Below are 23,263 nucleotides of genomic sequence, written 5' to 3'. Positions count from 1 at the left end.
GCGCGTGCGTGCAAGGAAAGGAAAGGAAGGGAAGGAGATGCGATGGGCGGACTAGTCGCGCTCGCAGACGAAGATCGCCGTGCCCGGGATCAGGCCGCCGCGCAGCGGAGACCAGCCGCCCCACTCCGCCGTGTTCCAGACCGGCCACTCCGGCTCGACCAGGTCCACCAGCCGGAAGCCCCCCGCCACGACGTCACGGACCCGGTCGCCGATCGTCCGGTGGTGCTCGACGTACACCGCCCGGCCCTCGTCGTCCTGCTCGACGTAGGGCGTGCGGTCGAAGTACGACGAGGCGACGGACAGGCCCTCGGGCCCCGGCTCGTCCGGGAAGGCCCAGCGGATCGGATGGGTCACCGAGAAGACGAAACGCCCGCCCGGCCGCAGCACCCGGCGCACCTCCTTCAGCACGAGCACCGGCTCGGCGACGAAGGGCAGCGCCCCGTACGCCGAGCAGGCCAGGTCGAAGGAACCGTCCGCGAACGGCAGGACGGCCGCGTCGGCGCACACCAGCGGGAACGCCGCGCCGATCCGCAGCGCGTGCTGGAGCTGACGGTGGGAGACGTCCAGGGCGACCGGACGGGCCCCCTGGGCGGCCAGCCAGCGCGCGCACTGGGCCGCGCCGGCGCCGATCTCCAGGACCGCCTTCCCCTTCAGGTCCTCCGGCGGGCCGAGCAGCTCGGCCTCCACCTCGTCCAGGCCCTCGGGCCCCCACACGAAGCGGTCGTCGCCGAGGAACGTGCCGTGCTCGATCTGGTACTCGTCCGCGTTGCGGTCCCACCAGCCACGGTTGGCGCGCGCGCTCTCCGCGACGCCGGCCTCGCGGCGGGTGGCCTCCGGCTCGAACGCCGGCTCGGACGATACGGGCTCTTGGATGATCGGCTCCCTCGTCGTACTCTTCCGTCCAACCCGCCTCGGGAGGCGCCGTCACGGTGTCCCCGAGAGGGTCTTCCTGCGGCCTGCGTGGCCTCGGAAGAGAGGTTGTGTGCCGGGATTGGGGCGATCCGCCCCGGGTGTGCGCCTTCGCGCATTGACCCTGCCCGGCTGCCCCCGTATGCTACAAGTTGCGCTGCGGGCCTGCGCACCTCAGACGTAGCAGGTTGCGCTCGCATCTGTATGTATGTCCCCTCGGTTGTCGAGGCGCCATAGCCGTTTTCGGTGAGGCGCTTCCTTGGCTGTCCGGCCTTCTGCAGAGCGAAACGGGCTCCCGGCGTAAGCAGTACCTACGACTCTCTGTCCGTACCGGAGCCCTTTCCCACATGACGAGCAGCACCGAGACCACCGCCACCACCCCGCAGGTTGCGGTCAACGACATCGGTAACGAGGAAGCTTTCCTCGCCGCGATCGACGAGACGATCAAGTACTTCAACGACGGCGACATCGTCGACGGCGTCATCGTGAAGGTCGACCGGGACGAGGTCCTGCTCGACATCGGTTACAAGACCGAAGGTGTCATCCCGAGCCGCGAGCTCTCGATCAAGCACGACGTCGACCCGAACGACGTGGTCGCCGTCGGCGACGAGATCGAAGCCCTCGTTCTCCAGAAGGAGGACAAGGAAGGCCGCCTGATCCTCTCGAAGAAGCGCGCTCAGTACGAGCGTGCCTGGGGCACCATCGAGAAGATCAAGGAAGAGGACGGCATCGTCACCGGTACCGTCATCGAGGTCGTCAAGGGTGGTCTCATCCTCGACATCGGCCTCCGTGGCTTCCTGCCGGCTTCCCTCGTCGAGATGCGCCGTGTCCGCGACCTCCAGCCCTACGTGGGCAAGGAGCTCGAGGCCAAGATCATCGAGCTGGACAAGAACCGCAACAACGTGGTCCTGTCCCGCCGTGCCTGGCTGGAGCAGACCCAGTCCGAGGTGCGCCAGACGTTCCTCACCACCCTCCAGAAGGGTCAGGTCCGCTCCGGCGTCGTGTCCTCGATCGTCAACTTCGGTGCCTTCGTGGACCTGGGTGGCGTCGACGGTCTGGTGCACGTCTCCGAGCTCTCCTGGAAGCACATCGACCACCCCTCCGAGGTTGTCGAGGTCGGCCAGGAAGTCACCGTCGAGGTTCTCGACGTGGACATGGACCGCGAGCGTGTCTCCCTGTCGCTGAAGGCGACCCAGGAAGACCCGTGGCAGCAGTTCGCCCGCACCCACCAGATCGGCCAGGTCGTGCCCGGCAAGGTCACGAAGCTGGTGCCGTTCGGTGCGTTCGTCCGCGTGGACGAGGGCATCGAGGGTCTGGTCCACATCTCCGAGCTGGCCGAGCGCCACGTGGAGATCCCGGAGCAGGTCGTCCAGGTCAACGACGAGATCTTCGTCAAGGTCATCGACATCGACCTCGAGCGCCGTCGCATCAGCCTCTCGCTGAAGCAGGCCAACGAGGCCTTCGGTGCCGACCCGGCTTCGGTCGAGTTCGACCCGACCCTGTACGGCATGGCCGCGTCGTACGACGACCAGGGCAACTACATCTACCCCGAGGGCTTCGACCCCGAGACCAACGACTGGCTCGAGGGCTTCGAGTCCCAGCGTGAGGTGTGGGAGACCCAGTACGCCGAGGCGCAGCAGCGCTTCGAGCAGCACCAGCAGCAGGTCATCAAGTCCCGCGAGGCCGACGCTGCCGCTGAGGCCGAGGGTGGCGAGGCTGCCGCTCCGGCCGCGTCCGGTGGCAGCGGTGGCGGCGGTGGCGGTTCGTACTCCTCCGAGGGTGCGGACACCTCTGGTGCCCTCGCTTCGGACGAGGCGCTTGCCGCGCTCCGCGAGAAGCTGGCCGGTGGGCAGAGCTGAACGCCCACTGAGCACTAGCTCATGACTGAGGGCCCGCACCTTTCGAGGTGCGGGCCCTCAGTGCTGTCCGGACGGTGGTGAGCGGCTTCCCCGCAGATGCGCCCGGTAGGAAACGTGCGGGATACCCGAGTAGCTGACGGGCCGTAACCCGGCACTGGGACGCTTCCCCGGTCTTCGTTCAAGATCGAAAGGGGAGCCCAGTCATGGCACAGGCTCAGTACGGGTCGGGAACGAGTCGGCGGACGTCTCTGCGGAACGTCGGCCTCACCGGCGGCGCCACACCGACGCCTGGCAGCACGGCGCGTTCACCTCCGCACGCCGGGCCGTGACCGCCCTCCACGCGCGCGTGCTGGCTTCCTGACCCGGCCGTCGTGCGAGGGCCGCACGAAGTCACTGATCAGGGGCGTGGGCCGGGAATGCCCACGTCCCGCGGGGCGTTGTGCAGTACGAACACGAGGAGGAGCGGTCCAAGTGCTTGATCCGCAGGGTTTGTACGCATGGGAGCCGAAGGGGCTGGCTGTCGTCGACATGGCGCTCGCCCAGGAGTCGGCCGGACTTGTCATGCTCTACCACTTCGACGGATACATCGACGCGGGTGAGACCGGCGACCAGATCGTCGACCGGCTGCTCGACTCGCTGCCCCACCAGGTCGTCGCCCGCTTCGACCACGACCGACTGGTGGACTACCGCGCCCGCCGCCCGCTGCTGACCTTCCAGCGCGACCGGTGGACCGAGTACGAGGAGCCGACCATCGAGGTCCGGCTCGTCCAGGACGCCACCGGAGCGCCCTTCCTGCTGCTGTCCGGCCCCGAGCCGGACGTCGAGTGGGAGCGGTTCGCGGTGGCCGTGAAGCAGATCGTGGAGCGCCTCGGCGTGCGCCTGTCGGTGAACTTCCACGGCATTCCGATGGGCGTCCCGCACACCCGCCCGGTGGGCCTCACCCCGCACGGCAACCGAACCGACCTCGTCCCGGGCCAGCGCAGCCCCTTCGAGGAGGCTCAGGTTCCCGGCAGCGCCGAGGCCCTCGTCGAGTACCGCCTCATGGAGGCCGGACACGACATCCTGGGCGTCGCCGCGCACGTCCCGCACTACATCGCGCGTTCCGCGTACCCGGACGCCGCGCTGACCGTCCTGGAGGCCATCACGGCCGCCACCGGACTCGTCCTGCCGAGCATCGCGCACGCCCTGCGCACGGACGCGCACCGCACGCAGACCGAGATCGACCGCCAGATCCAGGAGGGCGACGAGGAGCTGACCGCCCTCGTCCAGGGCCTGGAGCACCAGTACGACGCCGCCGCGGGCGCCGAGACCCGCGGCAACATGCTCGCCGAGCCGGTCGACATCCCGTCCGCCGACGAGATCGGGCGGGAGTTCGAGAAGTTTCTGGCCGAGCGGGAGGGCGAGGGCTGAGCGGCCTCCGCCCGGGGTCTGCCGTGGGCTGTGCCGGCGGCAGACCCTAAGCTTGCCGTCATGCTGAAGGTGGGCCTGACCGGTGGCATCGGCGCCGGCAAGAGTGAGGTGTCCCGGCTGCTCGCCGCGTGCGGCGCCGTACTGATCGACGCGGACCGCATCGCGCGCGAGGTCGTCGCACCGGGAACGCCCGGTCTCGCGGCGGTCGTCGAGACGTTCGGAGAGGGCGTCCTCGCCGAGGACGGCAGCCTCGACCGCCCGAAACTCGGCTCGATCGTCTTCGCCGACCCCGACAGGCTGGCCGCGCTCAACGCGATCGTGCACCCCCTGGTCGGCGCCCGCTCCCGCGAACTGGAGACGGCCGCCCCCGAGGACGCCGTCGTCCTCCACGACGTCCCCCTCCTCACCGAGAACGGGCTCGCCCCCCTGTACGACCTCGTGGTCGTGGTCGACGCCGACCCCGCCACCCAGCTCGACCGGCTCGTCCGGCTGCGGGGCATGACCGAGGAAGACGCCCGCGCCCGGATGGCCGCACAGGCGACCCGTGAGCAGCGCCGGCAGATCGCCGACATCGTCATCGACAACGACGTACCGCTGGCCGACCTGGAGCGACGCGTGAGGGATGTGTGGGCCGACCTGGTCCTCCGGGCGCGGACAGCCGAGGGGTCGGGAGCGAGGTCCGAGGAATAGCGGCCCTCGTCGCGCGCGTTGAACGCTCCGAGTGAGGGAAGGAATTTTCCGTGCCCGATACCAGCGGTTCGACCGGACGCAGTCCGGAGACGCATGTCATCGACTTCCGTGCCGCCGAGCAACTGCTCGCCGCACGGGACCCGCGGGGCGCGGTGAAGCTGCTCGACGGTGTCATCGCCGCGTATCCCGAGAACACCGCCGCCCGGCTGCTGCGCGCGCGTGCCTTCTTCGCCGCCGCGCAACTGCGGCCCGCCGAGCTGGAGTTCACGATCGTCCTGGAGCGTGAGCCGGACAACGCGTTCGCCCACTTCGCGCTCGCCCGCACCTACGAGCGACAGGGCCGCGCCGACCAGGCCAAGCGGCACTTCCGGCTGGCCGCCGCGCTGGACCCGAACCCGCAGTACCTGAAGGCGGCACGCTTCGAGTCCTGAAGGCCTCGCGCTCAGGGGCCGCGCCGGTCCGGCGGCCGGTACGGCGGGATGTCGGGGCCCGGCTGATAGTGGGGTCCCTGGCGCAGATGCTTGAGGATCCTCGACAGGTCGGCGGTGATCACAAGCCACAGCAGCCCACAGGCGATCGCCCATCCCGGACGCCCCACGAGCGTGAACGCGACCGTCCCGAAGATCGCCCAGAGCAGGCCCCACACACTCAGCCACAGCCGCATCCTCAGTGCACTGCGTGCTGTCACCGGCTCACTGCCCGTACGCATCGGGATCATCTCCTTCTTGAAACGTACTCCTCGGTTCGGACGTTCTCCACGGGGGCCGGGAGTCCGGGGCTGGGATGCTGCTCGCGTTCAGTGCGCCCGAACACGTTCTTCGAAAAGAGTGTCTTCACTCAGACGAATGAACCATCCGGGTGGGGGAACGGCCGTACAGGTGGGGGCCGTTGGGCGGGTATGAGGCTTGAAATGCGAGAGGGATACCAGGGAACGGGGCCCGGCGCCATCACCCCGGACGGCTGCGCGGTCGAGCTGTACAGCCGACTTCCGGTGCGCGACGAACCCGACATCATCGCCGCCGCCGTGCCCGCGGGCGCGCGCATCCTGGAGCTGGGCAGCGGCGTCGGCCGCATGACCCATCCGCTCCTGGAGCGCGGGTTCACGGTCACGGCGGTGGACGAGTCCGCGGACATGCTCGACCGCGTCCGAGGGGCGCGCACGGTGTGCAGCCCCATCGAGGACCTGGACCTGGACGAGACCTTCGACGTGGTGATGCTCGCGTCGTTCCTCGTCCACGCCGGGGACCAGGAGGTCCGGCGCGGCATGCTCCGCACCTGCGTCCGGCATGTGGCGGAGGGCGGGTATGTGCTGATCCAGCGGGAGGGCGAGGACTACCACACCGATCTGCCCCGGGAGCGGGTCGACCCGAGCGGCTTCACCACCAGGATCCTGTCGGCCGAACCCGTCGGCGACGGCGTCGACTCGGTGCGCGCGGAGTATGTGTTCCCGGACGCGATATGGACCCAGACCTTCCGTTCCCGGTCGCTCACCAAGGAACAGTTCGAGGAGGCGTTGGCGGAGGCGGGGCTGAGGGTGGACCGGTATCTGACGGGGGACGGGACCTGGGTGCGGGCGGTGAAGCGATGAAGTGCGGCGGAGTGCGATGAGTTCACGGTGGGGGAGCGGTCTGACTCTCCGACAGCACGACGGACCGCTTCCCCCAGGAGACCTCCATGCCCGAGATCACGGCACCCCTCCCCTCCGCCGCCCCCTCCGCCGGTTCCGCCGGTTCCGAGACCCTGACCGCCGGGCGTCGGCGGGCCCGCATCGCGCTGCGCGGGCTGGAGGTGCTGCTCGCCCTCTTCTACGGGGTCGCGAGCGCACTGCCGAAGCTGATCGCCCACCCGTCGGCGGCCGAGGGCTTCGACAAGCTGGGCTGGGGCGACACCGGCATGTACGCCATCGGTGTCCTGGAACTGGCAGGCGCGGTCGCCCTGCTGATCCCGGTGCTCCGGTCGGTGGCCGCGCTGTCACTGGGGGCGCTCATGGTGGGGGCGTTCATCGTGACGATCGTCGCCCTCGACGGGCAGAACGCGGCGACACCGCTCATCCTGCTGGTCCCGCTGGGCCTCATCGCCTGGGCCCGACGGGACTCCGTGAAGGACCCGCCGAGGCTGGTGCGCCGCACACCGTGACCGTCTGATTCCGTGGTCAGGCCGCCCCGCCCTACCGTGGACCCATGGACCCCGACGAACCTCTGGACCCGGACCCCCTTCCCGCCCTGGACCGGCGGGTCGCGGGGTGCCGGGCCTGCCCCAGGCTGGTCGAGTGGCGGGAGGAGGTGGCCCGTACGAAGCGGGCGGCCTTCGCCGACTGGACGTACTGGGGGCGGCCGGTGCCGGGGTTCGGTCCGCCCGATGCGCGGTTGCTGATCGTGGGGCTGGCTCCGGCCGCGCACGGCGGGAATCGCACGGGGCGTATGTTCACGGGCGACCGTTCCGGGGACGTGCTGTACCAGGCGCTGTACGACCTGGGGCTCGCCTCGCAGCCGACCTCCGTGTCCGCCGACGACGGTCTCGCCCTGTCCGGGGTGCGGGTCACCTCTCCCGTGCACTGCGCGCCGCCCGCGAACAAGCCGACGCCACGGGAGCGGGACACCTGTCGGCCCTGGCTGGTCCAGGAGCTGCGGCTGCTGCGGCCCACGTTGCGGGCGGCCGTCGTGCTGGGGGCGTTCGGCTGGCAGGCCACGCTGCCCGCGTTCGCCGAGGCCGGCTGGACCGTGCCCCGGCCCCGGCCGGCCTTCGCGCACGGGGTGCGGGTACCGCTCGACGGCCTGGACGTCTTCGGCTGCTTCCATGTCAGCCAGCGCAACACCTTCACCGGGCGCCTCACCCCGGAGATGCTGCGGGAGGTGCTGCGCACGGCGGCGACGGCGGCGGGACTGCGCTGACCGGCCGGGCCGCGCCGGGCTGTGCCCGAGGGGTGGGGGGCTAGGCGGACGGCTGGTCGGGATGGTCCGGCTGGCCGGGCTGGCCGGGCTGGTCCCCGAAGAGATGCCGCACCGTGGAGCGGTAGTTGGCCTGTACGTGGTGCAGGGCGTGGGTGCGGGCGCGGGTGGGGTCGCCGGAGGCGATCGCCTCGTACAGCCCGCGGTGTTCGGTGAGGAGCTGGGGCCACTCCTCGTTCTGCCGCGTGAGCCAGCGCAGCCGGCCGTCGACGGGTTCCATGACGGCGATCAGCAGGCTGTTGCCGGCCAGGGCGAGGATGCGGTCGTGGAAGCGGGTGTTGATGTCGGTGATCGCCTCGGCGTCCCGGGCGAGGGTCGCCACGGCCGCCTGGTCGAGCAGCTCCCGCAGCTCGGCGAGGGCCTCCGGGGTCGCCCGCGACGCGGCGAGACCGGCCGCGTAGACCTCCAACGCCTCGCGGAGTTCGAAGAGTTCCTTGACGTCGGTGGGGCTCAGCCGGCGGACGACGGTCCTGCGCGGGGTCTCGAAGAGGACGAAGCCCTCGGCGACCAAGGCGCGGATGGCCTCACGGACCGGGACCCGGGAGACGCCGAACCGCTCGGCCAGCTCGCGTTCGACGAGCCGGTCGCCGGGGCGCAGAAGGCCGGAGATGATCTCCTGTCGCAGGGTCGCCAGGACGCGTTCGCGTACCGCGCCGAGGGGTTCGATCTTCGCCGGGGAGCTCATGGGTGCCATTTTCGCCGACGCCAGGGGTCTTTTACGGAGCCGTAACGGAGCGGACATCGGTCAGAACGCTTGACGGCGGGACCATGACCGCAGTTTGGTATACCAAACGACGCGTCGAGCGGCCCCCACCGGTCGCGCAGCCCTCCTCCGTCCCCTTGCCCAAGGAGGCACCGTGTCCCTCGCCGACCGCGCCGAAGCCACCGGCGCCCCAGTCTTCGTCCCCGATCCCCGACTCACCAACGAAGACCTCGCACCCGCGGACAAGCGCAACTGGAAGGTCTTCGACCTCTTCGCCCTGTGGATGTCCGACGTCCACAACCTCGGCAACTACACCTTCGCGGCCGGCCTGCTGGTCCTCGGCATGAACGTCTGGCAGGTCTTCACCTCCCTCCTCGTCGGCTTCGTGCTCATCTACGCCGGCATGAACTGGATGGGGAAGATCGGCCAGCGCCACGGCGTGCCCTTCCCCGTGGTCAGCCGCATCAGCTTCGGGGTGTGGGGCGCCAACATCCCCGCCCTCATCCGGGCCGTGATCGCCATCATGTGGTACGGCATCCAGACCTACCTCGCCTCCGTCGCCGTCAACGTGATGCTGCTGGCGGCCTGGCCGGGCCTGGAGTCATGGACGCACAGCTCCTTCCTGGGACTGGACGCCCTCGGCTGGATCTCCTTCCTCTCGCTCTGGCTGATCCAGGCGCTGATCATCACCCAGGGCATGGAGTCGGTGCGCAGGTTCCAGGACTTCTGCGGCCCCGCGATCTGGCTCGTGATGATCGCGCTGGCCGTCTGGGTCCTCGCCGAGGCCGACTGGACGATCTCCCTCACCTCCACCCCGAACCCCGTCTCCGTGGGCGAGCAGTGGCGGCAGTGGTTCGGCGCGATCGGCCTGATCCTCGCCACGTACGGCACGCTGATGCTGAACTTCTGCGACTTCTCCCGCTTCGCGCCCGACTACAGGACCGTGCGGCGCGGCAATTTCTGGGGCCTGCCCATCAACTCGACCGCCTTCGTGGTCGTCTCCGTCATCGTCACCGCCGGCTCGCTGGAGGTCTTCGGCGAGGCCATCACCGATCCGGCGGAACTCGTCGCCAAGGTCGGCAACACCTGGGTGCTCGTCGTCGCCGCGCTGACCTTCGCCGTCGCCACCATGGGCGTCAACATCGTCGCCAACTTCGTCTCCCCGGCGTACGACCTCGCCAACGTCTGGCCGCAGAAGATCACCTTCCGGGTCGGCGGTCTGATCAGCACGGTCGCCGCGCTGGTCGTCACCCCCTGGAACCTGTTCTCCAACCCCACCGTCGTCAACTACTTCCTCGGCGGCCTCGGCGCCTTCCTCGGCCCCCTGTTCGGCGTGATCATGGTCGACTACTACTGGGTCAAGCGCGGCCGGGTGGACGTGGACGAGCTGTTCGACGCCCGCCCGGGGTCCCGTTACTACTACCGCGGGGGCGTCAACCCGAAGGCGCTGTGGGCGTTCCTTCCCTCCGCGGGAGTCGCGGCGGTGCTCGCGCTGGTGAAGCCCTTCAGCGACGTGGCGCCGTACTCCTGGTTCATCGGCACCGCGCTCGCGGCCGGTCTGTACGTGCTGCTGTGCCGCAGCGAGCGGAACGCCACCCCGGCGGCCGCCCCCGACAAGCCCGTGGAGGTCTGAGAAGCGTGCGGATCGTCGTCACCAACTGCAACACCACGCAGGAGATGACCGCGGAGATCGTACGAGGTGCCCGTGCCGCCGCAGGCTCGGGCACCACCGTGACCGGCCTGACTCCCGCGTGGGGCCCCGAGTCCGCGGAGGGCTGGCTGGACAGCTACCTCTCGGCCGCTGCCGTCCTCGACACCCTGCGCACCTACGACGGACCGCCGTACGACGCCGTCGTCATGGCCGGGTTCGGGGAGCACGGCCGCGAGGGCGTACGGGAACTGGTCGACGTACCGGTCGTCGACATCACGGAGGCCGCCGCCCACCTGGCCTGTCTGCTCGGGCGCCGCTACGGCGTGGTCACCACCCTGGAGCGGTCCTGCGGCCAGATCGAGGACAGCCTGGAACTGGCCGGCGTGGGCCGCAACTGCGCCGCGGTCGTCGGCACCGGCCTCGGTGTCCTCGACCTCGGCGACGCCGACCGCACGGAGGCCGCCTTCCTCGCCGCGGCCGAACGGGCCCGGGACGCGGGCGCCGAAGTACTCCTCCTCGGCTGCGCCGGGATGACGGGACTCCAGCGCACGGTGGGGGAGAAGCTGGGCCTCCCCGTCGTCGACGGGGTGGCCGCAGCGGTGAAGCTGGCGGAGGCACTCGTGACGATGGGCCTGCGGACGAGCCGGGCGGGCAGCCTGGCGAAGCCGGTGCCGAAGCGGCGGACCTGGAGCGCGGGCCGGGACTGACCGACTCACGGCCCCTCTCCCTCCGGGACACCAGCGACATCCGGGGTACCGGGGATGTCCGGACCGTCCGGACCTCGGCCCGGTGCCGCGCCGCCTGTCCGCCGCGTATGCCCCCGCAGGAACGCCTCGCCGCGCTCTGCCACCTCCACCCGCTCCACGCGGTACAGGCGGACATACGGCGCGGCCCGCACCCGGGGATCCACGCTGAGCCGGTCCGGAGGGCCCAGGAGCCGGTGCACCAGCGCTCCCGTCCACCCCCGCATCCTCAGTCCGGCCAGCGACACGTACCGCCGCTCGTCCTCCGCGAACCTCACAGTCCCCATCCCCCGTAACCCTTCTGTCGTGACGCTCTGTGACGACACCTCCCATTGAAACGCGCCCCACTGACAATCGCCCCCGTCCCGCCCCCGCCGCGATTAACCGCTGGACGGGCGCGGGCCGCGGAGGCACCCTTCCTCCCATGCGCACCAAGCATCTGGGCCGTTTCACGGCGGCGGACTTCTAGCGGGCTGCGCCGGAAATCCCGGCGGGCCCCCGGAGGTCTGCCATGTCCCGCACCGTCCACCACATCCGCCCCCGACACCGCAACCACCACCCGGCCCCCTGGTCGACCCGCTGGGCCGGTCTGCGCTCCGGGCACCGCCTCGTCCAACTGCGTGTCACCACCCAGGAGTCGGCCCGCGCGCCGCGCGAGGGCCGCCGCCCGCGTCCCGTCCCCGTCCGGTGCGCCTTCACCGCCCACACGTACCCGCGCTCCCTGAACGCGGGAGTCGACGGCCCGTACGAGTCGCGTGCCCGCGCCGCCCTGGCCGTCTTCCGTACGACCGCCCGCAACCGTCTGCGAGCGGCCCCCCCAGGCGCCCTCCTCGACGTCGCCGAGGACCTGGTCCACCCGCCGACCCGCCATCGCCACCGCAACATCTGGGACTTCTGATGGACGCAGCCTTCCTCCGTACCACCACCGACCGCCTCGCCGCCCTCCCCGGCGTCCGCGCCGTCGCCCTCGGCGGCTCCCGCGCGCAGGGCACCCACCGCCCCGACAGCGACTGGGACCTTGCCGTCTACTACCGGGGCGCCTTCGACCCGGCCGACCTCAGGGCCGTCGGCTGGGAGGGCGAGGTGTCCGAGATCGGCGCGTGGGGCGGCGGCGTCTTCAACGGCGGAGCCTGGCTGACGATCGACGGACGGCGCGTCGACGTCCACTACCGCGACCTGGACGTCGTCACCCACGAACTGGCGGACGCGGAGCGGGGCCGGTTCCGCGTGGAGCCGCTGCTGTTCCACCTCGCGGGCATCCCGAGCTACCTGGTCGTCGCCGAGCTGGCGATCAACCGCGTACTGCACGGAGAGCTGCCGCGCCCGGCCGCGTACCCCGACAGGCTCCGCCGGACGGCGTGCGACCGCTGGTACGGCACGGCGAACGCCACTCTCGCCTACGCGGCCGCCCACCACGCGGACCGGGACCGCCGCACGGAGGCTGCGGGTGCTCTGGCCGTCGCCGCCACCCAGGCCGGACACGCCGTCCTTGCCGCGCGCGGGGAGTGGGTGACCAACGAGAAGCGGCTGCTGGAGCGGGCCGGGCTGCGAGACGTGGACGCCCTTGTCGCCCAGATCGCCCACGACAGCGTCCCGGAGGCGCTCGACCGGGCCCGTGTCCTCTTCGAGGAGACGGTGGCGGCGGCCGAAGCCACGCGCGCGTGAGAGGTCGCGGCTCCCGCGGAGGCCGCCCCAGCAGTTGCGTTCATAAAGAACCCCGGATCCGGGCCAGGTGTCACCTTCCCGAAACGCGACCGTCCCACCTTCTCCAAGATCGCCCCGTACCGTGGAGACACAGCCCGAGCACCAGCCCCGGCCACCGTCGCCCGATGGCACACCCCCGCCCTCGTCCGAACGGAGCTTTGTGTCCCCGCGTTCCGCCGTTGCCGTTCGCACACTCCCCGCCCTGCCGCCCTGGCTCGCGCACGCGCTGCGCGCCCAGCGGGGGCCCGTCCCATGGAGCGCCGTCGTGCGCGGCGCGCTCGCCGCGGGGCCGCTGCTGCTCACCGCCGTCCTCGCGGGCCACACCTCCCTCGGGGTCGTCGCCGCCATCGCCGCCATGCTCGCCGGGATCAACGACCGGCCCGGCAGCCGGCGCACCGCGGTCCGGCGACTCGGGGCGCCCGCGCTCGCCGGAGCGGCCGGAGTCCTCGTCGGGACGTACGCCGGGGACCACGTCGGCGCGGTCGCGCTGACACTCGTCCTCACCGCGCTGGGCCTCCTGGCCGGCGGGATGAGCGCCATCGGGCCCGTCGCCTCCGGGGGCGGGACCCAACTCCTCGTCGCGGCGGCCATCGGCGCCGGGATGCCGCTGCCCGACAGCGGCTGGGCGCGGGCCCTCGCCTTCCTCACCGGCGCCGGATGGCTGATCGTGCTGCGGCTCGCGCTGCCCACCCCCGGCGCGCTGGCCGGAGACTTCCGCTTCGACGGGGAGCGGGCGGCCGTGGCCGCCGTCTACGAGGCCGTCGCCGCCCTCCTGGACGCCACGGGCACCGAGCACGCCACCGCTCGCCGCGCCGCCCTCACCGCCGCTCTCGACCACGCCCAGGACGCCCTCGCCGGGCCCCGGCTGCGGCGCTACGCCAGCTCCGCGGCCGAACGCCGGCTGCACGCCCAGTACGCCGCCGCCCTGCCCCTGGCCGAGGCCGCCACCGCCCTCGCCTGGGCCGGTGAACCCCTCACCGGCCGGGCCGCCGAAGGACCCCGGCGACTCGCCGCCGCCGTACGGGAGAGCGCGGCCACCGGGCCGCTGCCCGCGCCCGCCCGGTCCGCGCCCGCGCTGCGCGCCCTCGACGACGCCCTGCTCCAGGCCGCCCACGCCTTCGACCAGGGGAGCGGTTCCGACCTGCACACACGCCGACGCGGCGCCCGTGACCTGCTGCGGACCGCGTTCGGCGCCGGTGGGCGGGAGTACGGGCTGCGGGTCGCCCTCTGCTTCGGCGCCAGCGCCGCCATCGCCCAGGCACTGCACCACTCCCACTGGTACGGGCAGCACACGCACTGGTACTGGCTGCCCGCCACCGCCGTCTTCCTGGTGAAGCCCGACCTCGGGCCGCTGGTCTCGCGCGTGCTGTGCCGGGCCGCGGGGACGGTCCTCGGGGCGTTGCTGTTCGCCGGGTTCGCCGCCGTGCTGCCCCACCCGCAGGGGCTGGTGGCACTGGTCGCGGTCTGCGGGGCGCTGATACCCGTCTCCACCCGGCACTTCGCCGCCCAGACCGCCGTCGTCACCGTCCTCGTCCTGTCGCTCGTCATGGTCGGCGGGGAACCCCAGGCCTCCGTCGGGCGGATCGGCGAGACGCTGCTGGCCTGTGCGCTCGTGCTGATCGTCGGGCATCTGCCGATGCCGGGGGAGCGCGGCGGGCACGTGCGCGCCCGGCTCGCGTCAGCCGCGGGCGCCGCGCACGCCTACCTCGTGCACGTACTGGACGGCTCCGACGACCGCGCCGCCCGCTGGACGCTGCGCCGCGACGCCTACCGGGCGCTCTCCGAGGCCCGTGCCGCCATCGCCCTCTCGGCCGCCGAACTGCCCGCCCTCGCCCGGCACACCGAGGGCACCGACGAGGTCGCCGCCCTCCTCGAACGACTTGTCGACACGGCCACCGCAGCCGCCGTCCACCTCGACGACACCGGCCGGCTCGACCGCCGTCACAGCGACCGGCTCACCGAACTCCTCGGCGAACTGGCCGCCCATCGCGAGCGGGTGGGACTGCCGACCGCCGTCACAGGTCACGCCGTCGCGGTGTGACCAGCGGTCCTCACGGAGGCTGCGGGTGGGGCCGGGCGAAAGGTTCCGGACACCCTGCGCGCCCAGGCTCACGCGACGGGACCACGGCGTCGTACGTTGACGCGATGACGCCCCCTCCGATGTCCTCCCAGACGTCCCCCGGACGGGACGACCCCGCCGATCTCGTCATCACCCACTGCACCGTCCTCGTGCACGACGACCGGGAGCGGATCGCCTTCCGCGAGGACGCCGCCGTCGTCGTGCGGGACGGGGTGGTCGACGCCGTCACCACCGCCGCCGACGCGGCGGGGATCGCGGCCGTCCAACGGATCGACGCCCGCGGCCAGGTCGCGATGCCTGGGCTGGTCAACTGCCACACGCACGCGCCGATGGTCGCCCTGCGCGGCCTCGCCGAGGACCTGCCCACCGAGGAGTGGTTCAACGACGTCATCTGGCCCGTCGAGTCCAACCTCACCGAGCGGGACGTCGAACTGGGTGCCCGCCTCGCCTGCGCCGAGATGATCCGCGGCGGCGTCACCTGCTTCGCCGACCACTACTTCCACATGGACACGGTCGCCGCCGTCGTCGAGGAATGCGGCATGCGCGCCCATCTGGGGCAGGCCTACTTCTCCTCGCAGGGCGTCCCGGGCCGCGAGGCCTCGCTGGAGTTCGCGCTGCGGCACCGTGGCGGTGCCGACGGCCGCATCACCACCGCCCTCGCGCCGCACGCTCCCTACACGGTCACCGACGCCGACCTCGCCGCGACCGCCGAACTCGCCCGCGACCACGGCCTGCCCGTCCATCTGCACGCCGCCGAGAACCGCGCCCAGACGGACGCCGGACTCGCCCGGCACGGGGTCACCCCGATCGAGGTACTGGAACGCACCGGCATCCTCGACACCGACGTCCTCCTCGCCCACGGCACCGGCATCCTGGAACGAGACCTTCCCGTCCTCGCACGCGCGCGTGGCCGTACGGCCGTGGCGAGCGCGCCCCGCGGCTACCTCAAGTTCGCCTGGCCCACGACGACTCCCATCCGGGCGCTGCGCGAGATCGGCGTGCCCGTCGGACTCGCCACGGACGGTGCCGCCTCCAACAACTCCCTCGACGTCTGGGAGTCGATGGCTCTCACCGCGCTCGTCCAGAAGTCCACCGAGGCCGACCCCCGCTGGCTGACCTCCCGTCAGGCCCTGCACCACGCCACCGTGCAGAGCGCCCGGACCGTCGGCCTGGGGGATCGCATCGGCCGTATCGCCCCCGGCCGGCGCGCCGACATCGTCCTCGTCGACCTCACCGGGCCGCACACCCAGCCCGTGCACGACCTCGCCGCGACCCTCGTCCACAGCGCCCGCTCCTCCGACGTACGCACCACGATCGTCGACGGACGGATCCTCATGCGCGACCGCGAGCTGCTCACCCTCGACCTCCTGGCGGTCGTCGAGGAGTTGGCCGAGCGCCTGCCCGCCCTCGTGGACCGCGGCCACGGCCGGCGCATCCAGGAGTACGACACCTGAGGAGCCCGGAACCCGAAGAACCCGGAAAGGAAAAAGTTCGCGGGGCGGCGATGAGTTCCGCCGACGGCACAGGTCACCACCCGGAACGGACCGCTGCAACAGGAGGGGCCCATGTCGCTTCCGGAGATCGTCTCGCGCGAGGAATGGCACGCCGCGCGCGAGGAACTGCTGGTCAAGGAGAAGGTGGTGACACGCGCGCGTGACGCGCTCAACGCCGAGCGACGCCGACTGCCGATGGTCGAGATCGCCGAGGAGTACGTCTTCGACGGCGGCGACGGCAAGGCGAGCCTCCTGGACCTCTTCGAGGGGCGCCACCAACTCGTCGTCCACCACTTCATGTTCGCGCCCGAATGGGAGGCCGGCTGCCGCAGCTGTTCCGCCTTCCTCGACCAGATCGGCCACCTCGCCCATCTGAAGGCGCGCGGCACGTCGTTCGCCGTGGTCTCCCGGGCGCCCTTCCCGAGGATCCTGCCGTTCAAGGCGCGCATGGGCTGGACGCTGCCCTGGTACTCCTCGTACGACAACGACTTCAACCGGGACTTCGAGGTCACCTTGGAACAATCCGGGCAACTCGTGGAGCGGCCGGGCCTCAGCTGCTTCCTGCGGGACGGCGACCGCGTCTTCCACACCTACTCGACGTACGAGCGCGGGCTCGACGGGCTCGGCTCGACCACCAGCCTGCTCGACCTGACGGCCCTCGGGCGCCAGGAGGAGTGGGAGGAGCCCAAGGGGAGGGCGTCGGGCCTCGGCGCCCCGGCCGGTAGTGAGCGCATCCGCTATCACGACGAGTACGAATTCTGACGCGGACCGTAGTCGGCGCGTTCAGAAGGTGACCGGATACTCACACTCTGCGTTGAACTTGTGTCAACTACGTCTCAGTCACGTCACTGGCCGAGGCGTTCCGCCCCCGAACAGCGTTAACTCCTACAGGTACAACGCTTATCGGAGGTGCGAGATGGTGAACGGGCGAACAGTGCTCGAACGCTTTCCCGCGGGCGGGCCGCGTGGGTCGTGGCCCGCGGAGGAGTTCGCACAGGCGCGGCGCATGGAGGGACTGGCCGCCGAGGTTGTCATGGACCTCGCGACCGACACGTTCCTGGTGGTCGTGCGGGGCGGCGAGGCCACCGACTGACGCAGCGGTCAGCCCGCTTTCGAGGCGTGCACCCTGCCCGTCGGCGGGCTCGTGAACTGCCCCGCCTGAAGCGCGTACAGCTCCGCGTAGACCCCACCTTCGGCCAGCAGCTCGTCCGGGGTGCCGGACTCCACGAGCCGGCCCTCGTCCAGGACGTGCACCAGGTCGGCGTGCCGGACCGACGCCAGCCGGTGCGTGATCAGTACGACCGTCTGGCCGCCGTCGGCCAGCGCGCGGATCTTCTCGAAGACCTCCAGCTCGGCCCGCGCGTCCAGGGCCGCCGTCGGCTCGTCCACGATCAGGATGCGCCCACGCCGGTACGCCGCCCGCGCGATGCCCAGCCGCTGCCACTGACCGCCGGACAGCTCGTGCCCGCCGCTGAAGTTGCGGGCCAGCAGTGTGTCCAGGCCGCGCGGCAGATCCGCGACCACCTCCTCGGCGCCCGCCTCACCGACCGCGCCGGCCAGCCGCTCCTCGGTCAGCGGCGCCGATGACCGGCCCACGGCCACGTTGACCCGGGCCGTGAACGGCCACCGTTTGAAGTCCTGCGCCACCATCGCGATGCGCTCGGCCAGCAGGTGCCGGTCGGCGTCCGCCGCGTCCACGCCGTCCCACAGGATCCGCCCCCGGTCCGGCCGGTACAGCCCCGCCAGCAGCTTCACCAGGGTCGTCTTGCCGGAACCGTTCTCCCCGACGAGCGCGATGATCCGGCCCAGCGGCAGGGTGAGCGTCACGTCGTCGAGGGCGGGCCGGGCCGACTCGCCCGGATAGCCGAAGGAGACGTTCTCGAACCGGATCTCCCGCGGATCCTCCGGCAGGGCGCAGCCGCCCTCCGGGATCGCCCGTTCGGCCGCCTCGACGTACAGGCGTTGCAGATCGCCCACGAACAGCGCCTCCTCGTGGAGCTGGTTGACCTCCACGACCAGCGTGTTCAGGCTCGCCGAACCACTGCGGATCGCGATGACGGCCGTACCGGCCACCGCCAGTGCCATCGTCCCGGTGAGCAGCAGCCCGCCGAGCGTGGCGTACGTCGCCAGTGTCGCAAGGCCCGTCCAGGCCGCCGCGAACAGGCCGGTGCGGGCGGCGAGCCCGGCCAGGCGGGCCTGCTCCGCCTCCGCGGTCTCCGACATCGCCCGGAAGTGCCGCAGCAGGAACGGGCCGACTCCGTGGACACGGATCTCTGGCGCCGCCGCCGGCTCGGTGAGCAGACCCGCGAGCAGATGACCCGCGCGCGCGTGCTGCACCCACGTGTGGAAGGACTCGTACCGGCGCCGCGCGTTCGTCAGGGCGCTCCAGGCGCTCGGCAGCGTCATCGTGGCCAGCAGCGGCAGCAGCAGCGGATGCAGGACGGTCAGCACGCCGGCCGCAGCGATCAGCGAGATCATCGCGTTCACCACGCGCGTGGCGTGACTGATCATGTACCGGCTGGACCGGGCGCCGTACTGCGCGGTGTCCAGCAGCTTGTGGAAGGCGTGGTCCTCGATCGCGGCCAGTTCCACGGCGGCCGCCCGCTCCAGGTACCGCTCGGTCGCCACCCGCTCCACCTTGGGCTCCAGGCGCCCGGTGGCGTACGTCGACGCGGCCCGCAGCACCACCGCGACGAGCAGGACGGCGGCCACGACGGCCAGCGCGGGAGCCGCGCCGCGCAGCCGGTCCTCGATCGGGCCGCCGGCGATCAGCCGGCCCAGCACGGTGTTCACCGCGAGCAGGCTCACCGCCTGCGCCACGCCCCGGCCCAGCTCGGCCGCCACCACGATCCGGGCCGCGCGCGGGTCGGCCTCGCGGGCCAGCCGGAGACTGGCGGTGAGGAGGGAGGGCAGCCGGGTCACCATGGCCCGGAAGTTCAGCTCCAGGAAGGCGTCCCGGTGCTGGTTCCAGCCCATGTCGTAGCGGAGCGGGCCTCCGAAGAGCAGGCGCTCCGACTCCGAGACGTCGCGTTCGTCAGGACCCTTCTGTTCCGGCACTTTCCGCACCCTCGGCCTCCCCCGATCGTGGACGGATGGCCACTATCGCGGGCGGGACTGCGGGAGGGCAGGGCGCGGGACGGGCTCGGGCGCCGCGCGCGGGCGTGCGCCCGGGGCCGTCGACGACGGTAGGTGTCGATCGGGGGTGGGTACTGGGCGCGCGGGCGCGCGCGGTCACGCGCTGATCGGCCGGGACCAGGTGGGCGGTGTGTCCGTGAGGAGGCACAGGGCCAGGTAGAGGGGGATGGGCGGGGTGTACGGGAGCGTGCCGTCCGGCCGGTGGATGAGGCCGGGCACCTGCGCGGAGTCCGGCACGATCGCACCCGTGGTGTACTGCGCGGGGGCGGGCCACTCCAGTGCGTAGTCGGAGTCCGACGGAACCAGCCACCACCAGTGCGCCGTGTCGGCGTACACGCAGCCCACGCGCGGCAGGCGGGGCATGACCAGTGGGCCCAGCCGCGCCGGTACGGCGACGGCGTCGCAGCCCAGCGGGGCGGTCATGCCCTCGGGAACCGCGAGCCGGTGCGTGGCCCGCGGGGTGTCGCCGCCGGGGCCGCGCCCCAGACGGACCAGCGTGTCCAGGGTGAGCACCCCGATCCGGCCGGGGGCGGCCCTCACGCAGTGTCCCGGTCGCGCGGGGTGAAGACCGGTGGCCCCGTGCCGGGGTGCGGGCGCCGGGCGGGCACCCCGCTCGTCCTGTCGAGGGCGTGGTCGGTGCGGTCGGCGTGGTCGGCCGGGGTCGAGGGCCCGCCGGTTCCCGGGCCGCGGTGCCACTGCGGCGCCACGCGGGACAGAGGGCCGTCGGACAGACGCGGGGGCCGGCCGAGGGGGCCGCTCGACCGGGGGTCGCCCCGGCCGTCGGCGGCGGTGTGGTGGGGCCGGTGCGTGTGGCCGGACGGGTGGGTTTCCGCGGGGTGCGCCCTGGGGGCCTGCTCGACGGGCCCGGGGCCACCGTGCACCGCGTCGCCGTGATCGCCCTGCTCGGCGGGGGTCTCGCCCTCGTCGTCCGAGCCGTCGGCCGGGCCCGGCTTCGGGCGGGCGCCCCAGCCGAGGTCGGCACGGGGCGCGGGGGCCGGTTCGGCGGCGGCGTCCTGACACCGCTCGGCGGGATGTCCGCAGGAAGCCGGTTCCGCGGAGTCCTCGGGGGAGGCCTGCCGGGGCAGGTCCGCCCAGACCAGCAGGCCGGGGCCGTGTTCCTGGGCGCCCCAGGAGTGACAGAGGGCGTCGACGAGAAACAGGCCCCGCCCGTGTTCCTCGTCGGGCCGCTGCGGCGAGGGGTGCGGTTCACCGGGCGCGCAGCCCTCGTCGCGTACGGCTATGCGCACGAGGTCGCCGCCGTCGTACAGCTCGCAGACGACCACGCCGCTCGCGGTGTGCACGATGGCGTTGGTGACCAGCTCGGATATGACGAGGGCAGCCGTGTCGCAGGTGTCCTCGCACACCGACCAGCCCGTCAGCCGGGCCCGTGCCAGGCGTCTGGCCTGCGCCGGGGAACCCGGGTGTGCGGCCAGTTCGAACCGGAACCGGCGCTCGGCGGCGGCCCGGTCGGGGCCGGCCTCCCCCACGCTCGAATGCGCTCGAGTGGGGATACCCCCACCAGCACCGAGACCCTGGGGGTGGCCTGCGGCGGCGTCTGTTCCTAAGGGCGCGGACGGAATCACGCTTGCCACTATCGCCCCGCCGTGAACACTTGGCAAGTGTCACTCTGAAAAATGCAGAGTGCTGTGTGACGCGGTGAAGCGCCGTGGCACACTGCTCGCAACAGCACATCGAGCGGCGCCAGTTGGGATCACCGGAGATCCGTATTTATTCGTACGCATCTTCGATTCGGGTCTTCGCGTGGCGCCGCAGGGCTGTCGGGAGTCTTTCGTGACCGGTCGGCCGGGCCAAGTGACCCGTCGGTCGGCTCTTCGTGGAGGTGGAGCGTGAGCGAACCGCGGTCCGCGCCGACGGTGGGACAGGTCGTCCTCGGTCGGCGCCTGCTGGACCTGCGGGAACGCGCCGGGCTCAAGCGCGAGGAAGCCGCCCGTATCCTCCGCGTCGCACCCGCCACGGTCCGCCGTATGGAGATGGCCGAGGTCTCCCTCAAGATCCCGTACCTCCAGCTGCTGCTGAAGGCCTACGGCGTCACCGACGCGGAGGCCGAGGGCTTCGTCCAGCTCGCCGAGGAAGCCAACAAACCCGGCTGGTGGCAGCGTTTCCACGACGTGCTGCCCGGCTGGTTCTCGATGCACGTGAGCCTCGAGGGCGCGGCCGCCCTGATCCGCCAGTACGAACCGCACTTCGTCCCCGGCCTGTTGCAGACCGAGGACTACGCGCGCGGAGTGCTGAGGTCCGGGGCCATCGGCCAGACCCGGCCGGAGGACATCGAGCGCCACGTCGACCTGCGTCTGCAACGCCAGGGACTGCTCACCCGTGAGGACGCGCCCCGGTTGTGGGTCGTCATGGACGAGACCGTGCTGCGCCGCCCGGTGGGCGGCCCGGAGGTGATGCGCGCGCAGATCGACAAACTGCTCGACGCCACGAAGCTGCCCAACGTGACGCTGCAGGTCGCCCCGTTCTCCTCGGGGCCGCACCCCGGCACGTACGGGCCCTTCGTGCTGTTCCGATTCGCCATGCCCGAACTTCCGGACATGGTCTACAGCGAGTACCTGACCGGCGCCGTCTACCTGGACGCGCGCACGGAGGTGGCGACCCACCTCGAGGTCATGGACCGCATGGCGGCGCAGGCCGCTACGGCACATCGCACGAAGGAGATCCTCCGGGATCTCCGCAAGGAGCTGTGAATGGAACGCATCAAGTCCCCGACCAGGCCGCGTGGCCGCGCTCAGCGGATCTACAACGGCATGCCCGCGAGGGAACTGGGCAGCGAGGGCTGGCACAAGCCGTGGAGCGGCGGCAACGGAGGCAACTGCCTGGAGGCCATGAAGCTCGCCGACGGCCGGATCGCCGTTCGTCAGTCCACCGACCCCGACGGGCCGGCGCTGATCTACACCTCCGACGAGATGACGGCCTTCATCGAGGGGGCGAAGGCGGGAGAGGCGGACTTCCTGTTGTCCTGAACCGACCCACGTGTCCCTTCTTTCTGCGCACTCTTTGTTCGACTTCCTTATGTTGGTACTGACTTGATCATTATTCGTGTCACATGCTCATGGAGTTCCTCATGACCGGGCAGGACCCCACCGGCGCCGTCGGGATCGACACCAGCAAGCCCCATCCCGCACGAATGTACGACTGGTACCTCGGCGGCAAGGACAACTACCCCGTGGACGAGGCGATGGGCCGGCAGATGCTGGCGCTCGATCCCCGTGTCCCGGTGATGGCCAGAGTCAACCGGGCGTTCATGCACCGGGCCACGCGCTGGCTCGCGGGCAACGGCGTCCGGCAGTTCCTCGACATCGGCACGGGCATCCCGACCGAGCCGAACCTCCACCAGGTCGCCCAGCGGGTCGCGCCCGACGCCCGCGTCGTGTACTGCGACAACGACCCGATCGTCCTGGCCCACGCGGCCGCCCTGCTGCGCAGCACGCCCGAGGGCGTCACCGAGTACCTTCAGGCGGACGTCCGCGACCCGGCCACCATCGTCGAAGGCGCCCGGAAGATCCTGGACTTCGAGCGGCCCGTGGCGCTGTCGCTGATCGCGCTGCTGCACTTCGTCTCCGACGAGGACGGGGCGCACGAACTCGTCGACCGGCTGCTGGCCGAAATCCCCTCGGGCAGCTACCTGATGATGACCCACGCCACCGCCGACTTCACCCCGGAGGAGTCCGCGGCGGCCACGGAGAAGCTCAAGGCGGCCGGTGTCACGCTGGCGCTGCGCTCCCGCGAGGAGTTCGGCCGCTTCTTCGACGGGCTGGAACTGGTCGAACCCGGGGTCGCGGTGGTGCCCGAGTGGCACCCCGAACTCGGCGAGCCGGTGCCGGGCCAGGAGGACGGCGTCATCCCCGGCTACGGGGCGGTGGCACGCAAGCCGTAGGTGCCTGGTGTGCCGGGGGGGGCGTCACGCGCGCGTGACG

General features: G+C 71.8%; 24 protein-coding genes and 1 pseudogene. 18 read left to right on the top strand and 7 right to left on the bottom strand.

Annotation, left to right across the window (positions count from 1 at the left end):
* Positions 1–51 precede the first annotated feature (51 nt).
* Entirely contained in the window at positions 52–876 is an 825-nt protein-coding gene (locus tag ACFWJX_RS33315; protein ID WP_383250160.1) for a class I SAM-dependent methyltransferase, read from the bottom strand.
* Between the two features lie 380 nt (positions 877–1,256).
* Here ACFWJX_RS33315 and rpsA point away from each other — a divergent pair, with 380 nt between their 5' ends.
* The 4 genes from rpsA to ACFWJX_RS33295 all read left to right on the top strand — a co-directional run bounded on the left by rpsA (position 1,257) and on the right by ACFWJX_RS33295 (position 5,299).
* On the top strand, positions 1,257–2,768 hold the full coding sequence (gene rpsA / locus ACFWJX_RS33310) for a 30S ribosomal protein S1 (RefSeq protein ID WP_383250054.1): 1,512 nt from the start codon (positions 1,257–1,259) through the stop codon (positions 2,766–2,768).
* Positions 2,769–3,239: 471 nt separating this feature from the next.
* Entirely contained in the window at positions 3,240–4,178 is a 939-nt protein-coding gene (locus ACFWJX_RS33305) for a PAC2 family protein (RefSeq protein WP_383250053.1), read from the top strand.
* A 60-nt stretch (positions 4,179–4,238) separates the two neighbouring features.
* The gene (gene coaE, locus ACFWJX_RS33300; protein ID WP_383250052.1) at positions 4,239–4,868 is read left to right on the top strand and encodes a dephospho-CoA kinase; all 630 of its coding nucleotides are present in this window, start codon (positions 4,239–4,241) and stop codon (positions 4,866–4,868) included.
* 50 nt (positions 4,869–4,918) lie between these two features.
* The gene (locus tag ACFWJX_RS33295) at positions 4,919–5,299 is read left to right on the top strand and encodes a tetratricopeptide repeat protein (protein WP_073498261.1); all 381 of its coding nucleotides are present in this window, start codon (positions 4,919–4,921) and stop codon (positions 5,297–5,299) included.
* Positions 5,300–5,310: 11 nt separating this feature from the next.
* Here ACFWJX_RS33295 and ACFWJX_RS33290 read toward each other — a convergent pair whose 3' ends face one another.
* Entirely contained in the window at positions 5,311–5,586 is a 276-nt protein-coding gene (locus tag ACFWJX_RS33290; protein ID WP_383250051.1) for a DUF6343 family protein, read from the bottom strand.
* Positions 5,587–5,778: 192 nt separating this feature from the next.
* On the opposite strand from ACFWJX_RS33290, the gene ACFWJX_RS33285 reads away from it, so the two are divergent.
* The 3 genes from ACFWJX_RS33285 to ACFWJX_RS33275 all read left to right on the top strand — a co-directional run bounded on the left by ACFWJX_RS33285 (position 5,779) and on the right by ACFWJX_RS33275 (position 7,759).
* Positions 5,779–6,456: a class I SAM-dependent methyltransferase gene (locus ACFWJX_RS33285; RefSeq protein WP_383250050.1), complete on the top strand. Its 678-nt coding sequence runs from the start codon at positions 5,779–5,781 to the stop codon at positions 6,454–6,456.
* A gap of 86 nt (positions 6,457–6,542) precedes the next feature.
* On the top strand, positions 6,543–7,004 hold the full coding sequence (locus tag ACFWJX_RS33280) for a DoxX family protein (RefSeq protein WP_383250049.1): 462 nt from the start codon (positions 6,543–6,545) through the stop codon (positions 7,002–7,004).
* 44 nt (positions 7,005–7,048) lie between these two features.
* Positions 7,049–7,759, top strand: coding sequence for a uracil-DNA glycosylase (locus ACFWJX_RS33275; protein ID WP_383250048.1), 711 nt, complete (start codon positions 7,049–7,051; stop codon positions 7,757–7,759).
* A 40-nt stretch (positions 7,760–7,799) separates the two neighbouring features.
* On the opposite strand, the gene ACFWJX_RS33270 is transcribed toward ACFWJX_RS33275, so the two are convergent.
* A complete protein-coding gene (locus ACFWJX_RS33270; RefSeq protein ID WP_383250047.1) occupies positions 7,800–8,510 on the bottom strand; it encodes a GntR family transcriptional regulator in 711 nt (236 codons plus the stop codon).
* A gap of 163 nt (positions 8,511–8,673) precedes the next feature.
* Between ACFWJX_RS33270 and ACFWJX_RS33265 the strand changes: the two genes are divergently transcribed.
* Together ACFWJX_RS33265 and ACFWJX_RS33260 are read left to right on the top strand one after the other, a co-directional pair.
* Positions 8,674–10,152 (top strand): NCS1 family nucleobase:cation symporter-1, encoded by a 1,479-nt coding sequence (locus tag ACFWJX_RS33265; protein WP_383250046.1) that lies wholly within the window; start codon positions 8,674–8,676, stop codon positions 10,150–10,152.
* Positions 10,153–10,157: 5 nt separating this feature from the next.
* Entirely contained in the window at positions 10,158–10,877 is a 720-nt protein-coding gene (locus ACFWJX_RS33260) for an aspartate/glutamate racemase family protein (protein WP_383250045.1), read from the top strand.
* A gap of 5 nt (positions 10,878–10,882) precedes the next feature.
* Here the strand turns inward: ACFWJX_RS33260 and ACFWJX_RS33255 are convergent, their stop codons facing one another.
* Entirely contained in the window at positions 10,883–11,200 is a 318-nt protein-coding gene (locus ACFWJX_RS33255; RefSeq protein WP_383250044.1) for a hypothetical protein, read from the bottom strand.
* A 224-nt stretch (positions 11,201–11,424) separates the two neighbouring features.
* Between ACFWJX_RS33255 and ACFWJX_RS33250 the strand changes: the two genes are divergently transcribed.
* From ACFWJX_RS33250 to ACFWJX_RS33225, 6 genes are all read left to right on the top strand, one after another.
* Positions 11,425–11,811: a hypothetical protein gene (locus ACFWJX_RS33250; RefSeq protein WP_383250043.1), complete on the top strand. Its 387-nt coding sequence runs from the start codon at positions 11,425–11,427 to the stop codon at positions 11,809–11,811.
* Positions 11,811–12,578, top strand: a complete 768-nt coding sequence (locus ACFWJX_RS33245; RefSeq protein WP_383250042.1) for a nucleotidyltransferase family protein — start codon at positions 11,811–11,813, stop codon at positions 12,576–12,578. Before ACFWJX_RS33250 ends, ACFWJX_RS33245 begins: the two co-directional genes overlap by 1 nt.
* Positions 12,579–12,777: 199 nt before the next feature.
* Complete coding sequence (locus ACFWJX_RS33240) at positions 12,778–14,658, top strand: FUSC family protein (RefSeq protein WP_383250041.1); 1,881 nt, start codon at positions 12,778–12,780, stop codon at positions 14,656–14,658.
* A 119-nt stretch (positions 14,659–14,777) separates the two neighbouring features.
* Positions 14,778–16,151 carry an amidohydrolase gene (locus ACFWJX_RS33235; protein WP_383250040.1) on the top strand — a complete coding sequence of 458 codons (1,374 nt, stop codon included), beginning with the start codon at positions 14,778–14,780 and terminating at the stop codon, positions 16,149–16,151.
* Positions 16,152–16,262: 111 nt separating this feature from the next.
* A complete protein-coding gene (locus ACFWJX_RS33230) occupies positions 16,263–16,952 on the top strand; it encodes a DUF899 domain-containing protein (RefSeq protein ID WP_383250039.1) in 690 nt (229 codons plus the stop codon).
* A 157-nt stretch (positions 16,953–17,109) separates the two neighbouring features.
* Positions 17,110–17,283, top strand: coding sequence for a hypothetical protein (locus ACFWJX_RS33225; protein ID WP_355918309.1), 174 nt, complete (start codon positions 17,110–17,112; stop codon positions 17,281–17,283).
* 8 nt (positions 17,284–17,291) lie between these two features.
* Here the strand turns inward: ACFWJX_RS33225 and ACFWJX_RS33220 are convergent, their stop codons facing one another.
* The 3 genes and pseudogenes from ACFWJX_RS33220 to ACFWJX_RS33210 all read right to left on the bottom strand — a co-directional run.
* Positions 17,292–19,166 (bottom strand): ABC transporter ATP-binding protein, encoded by a 1,875-nt coding sequence (locus ACFWJX_RS33220; protein ID WP_383250159.1) that lies wholly within the window; start codon positions 19,164–19,166, stop codon positions 17,292–17,294.
* Between the two features lie 255 nt (positions 19,167–19,421).
* Complete coding sequence (locus ACFWJX_RS33215; RefSeq protein WP_383250038.1) at positions 19,422–19,865, bottom strand: hypothetical protein; 444 nt, start codon at positions 19,863–19,865, stop codon at positions 19,422–19,424.
* A 359-nt stretch (positions 19,866–20,224) separates the two neighbouring features.
* Positions 20,225–20,944 (bottom strand): annotated as a pseudogene (locus tag ACFWJX_RS33210) (ATP-binding protein); the annotation flags it as partial.
* A 228-nt stretch (positions 20,945–21,172) separates the two neighbouring features.
* On the opposite strand from ACFWJX_RS33210, the gene ACFWJX_RS33205 reads away from it, so the two are divergent.
* The 3 genes from ACFWJX_RS33205 to ACFWJX_RS33195 all read left to right on the top strand — a co-directional run bounded on the left by ACFWJX_RS33205 (position 21,173) and on the right by ACFWJX_RS33195 (position 23,223).
* Positions 21,173–22,033 (top strand): helix-turn-helix transcriptional regulator, encoded by an 861-nt coding sequence (locus tag ACFWJX_RS33205; protein WP_383250037.1) that lies wholly within the window; start codon positions 21,173–21,175, stop codon positions 22,031–22,033.
* Complete coding sequence (locus ACFWJX_RS33200; RefSeq protein WP_086771366.1) at positions 22,034–22,309, top strand: DUF397 domain-containing protein; 276 nt, start codon at positions 22,034–22,036, stop codon at positions 22,307–22,309. It begins immediately after the preceding gene.
* Between the two features lie 101 nt (positions 22,310–22,410).
* Positions 22,411–23,223, top strand: coding sequence for an SAM-dependent methyltransferase (locus ACFWJX_RS33195; protein ID WP_383250036.1), 813 nt, complete (start codon positions 22,411–22,413; stop codon positions 23,221–23,223).
* Positions 23,224–23,263 lie beyond the last annotated feature (40 nt).

This window comes from Streptomyces sp. NPDC058335 (assembly GCF_042723915.1).
GTDB lineage: Bacteria > Actinomycetota > Actinomycetes > Streptomycetales > Streptomycetaceae > Streptomyces.
Note: the sequence above shows the minus strand (reverse complement) of the source record. Positions and strands in the feature narration are given on the sequence as shown.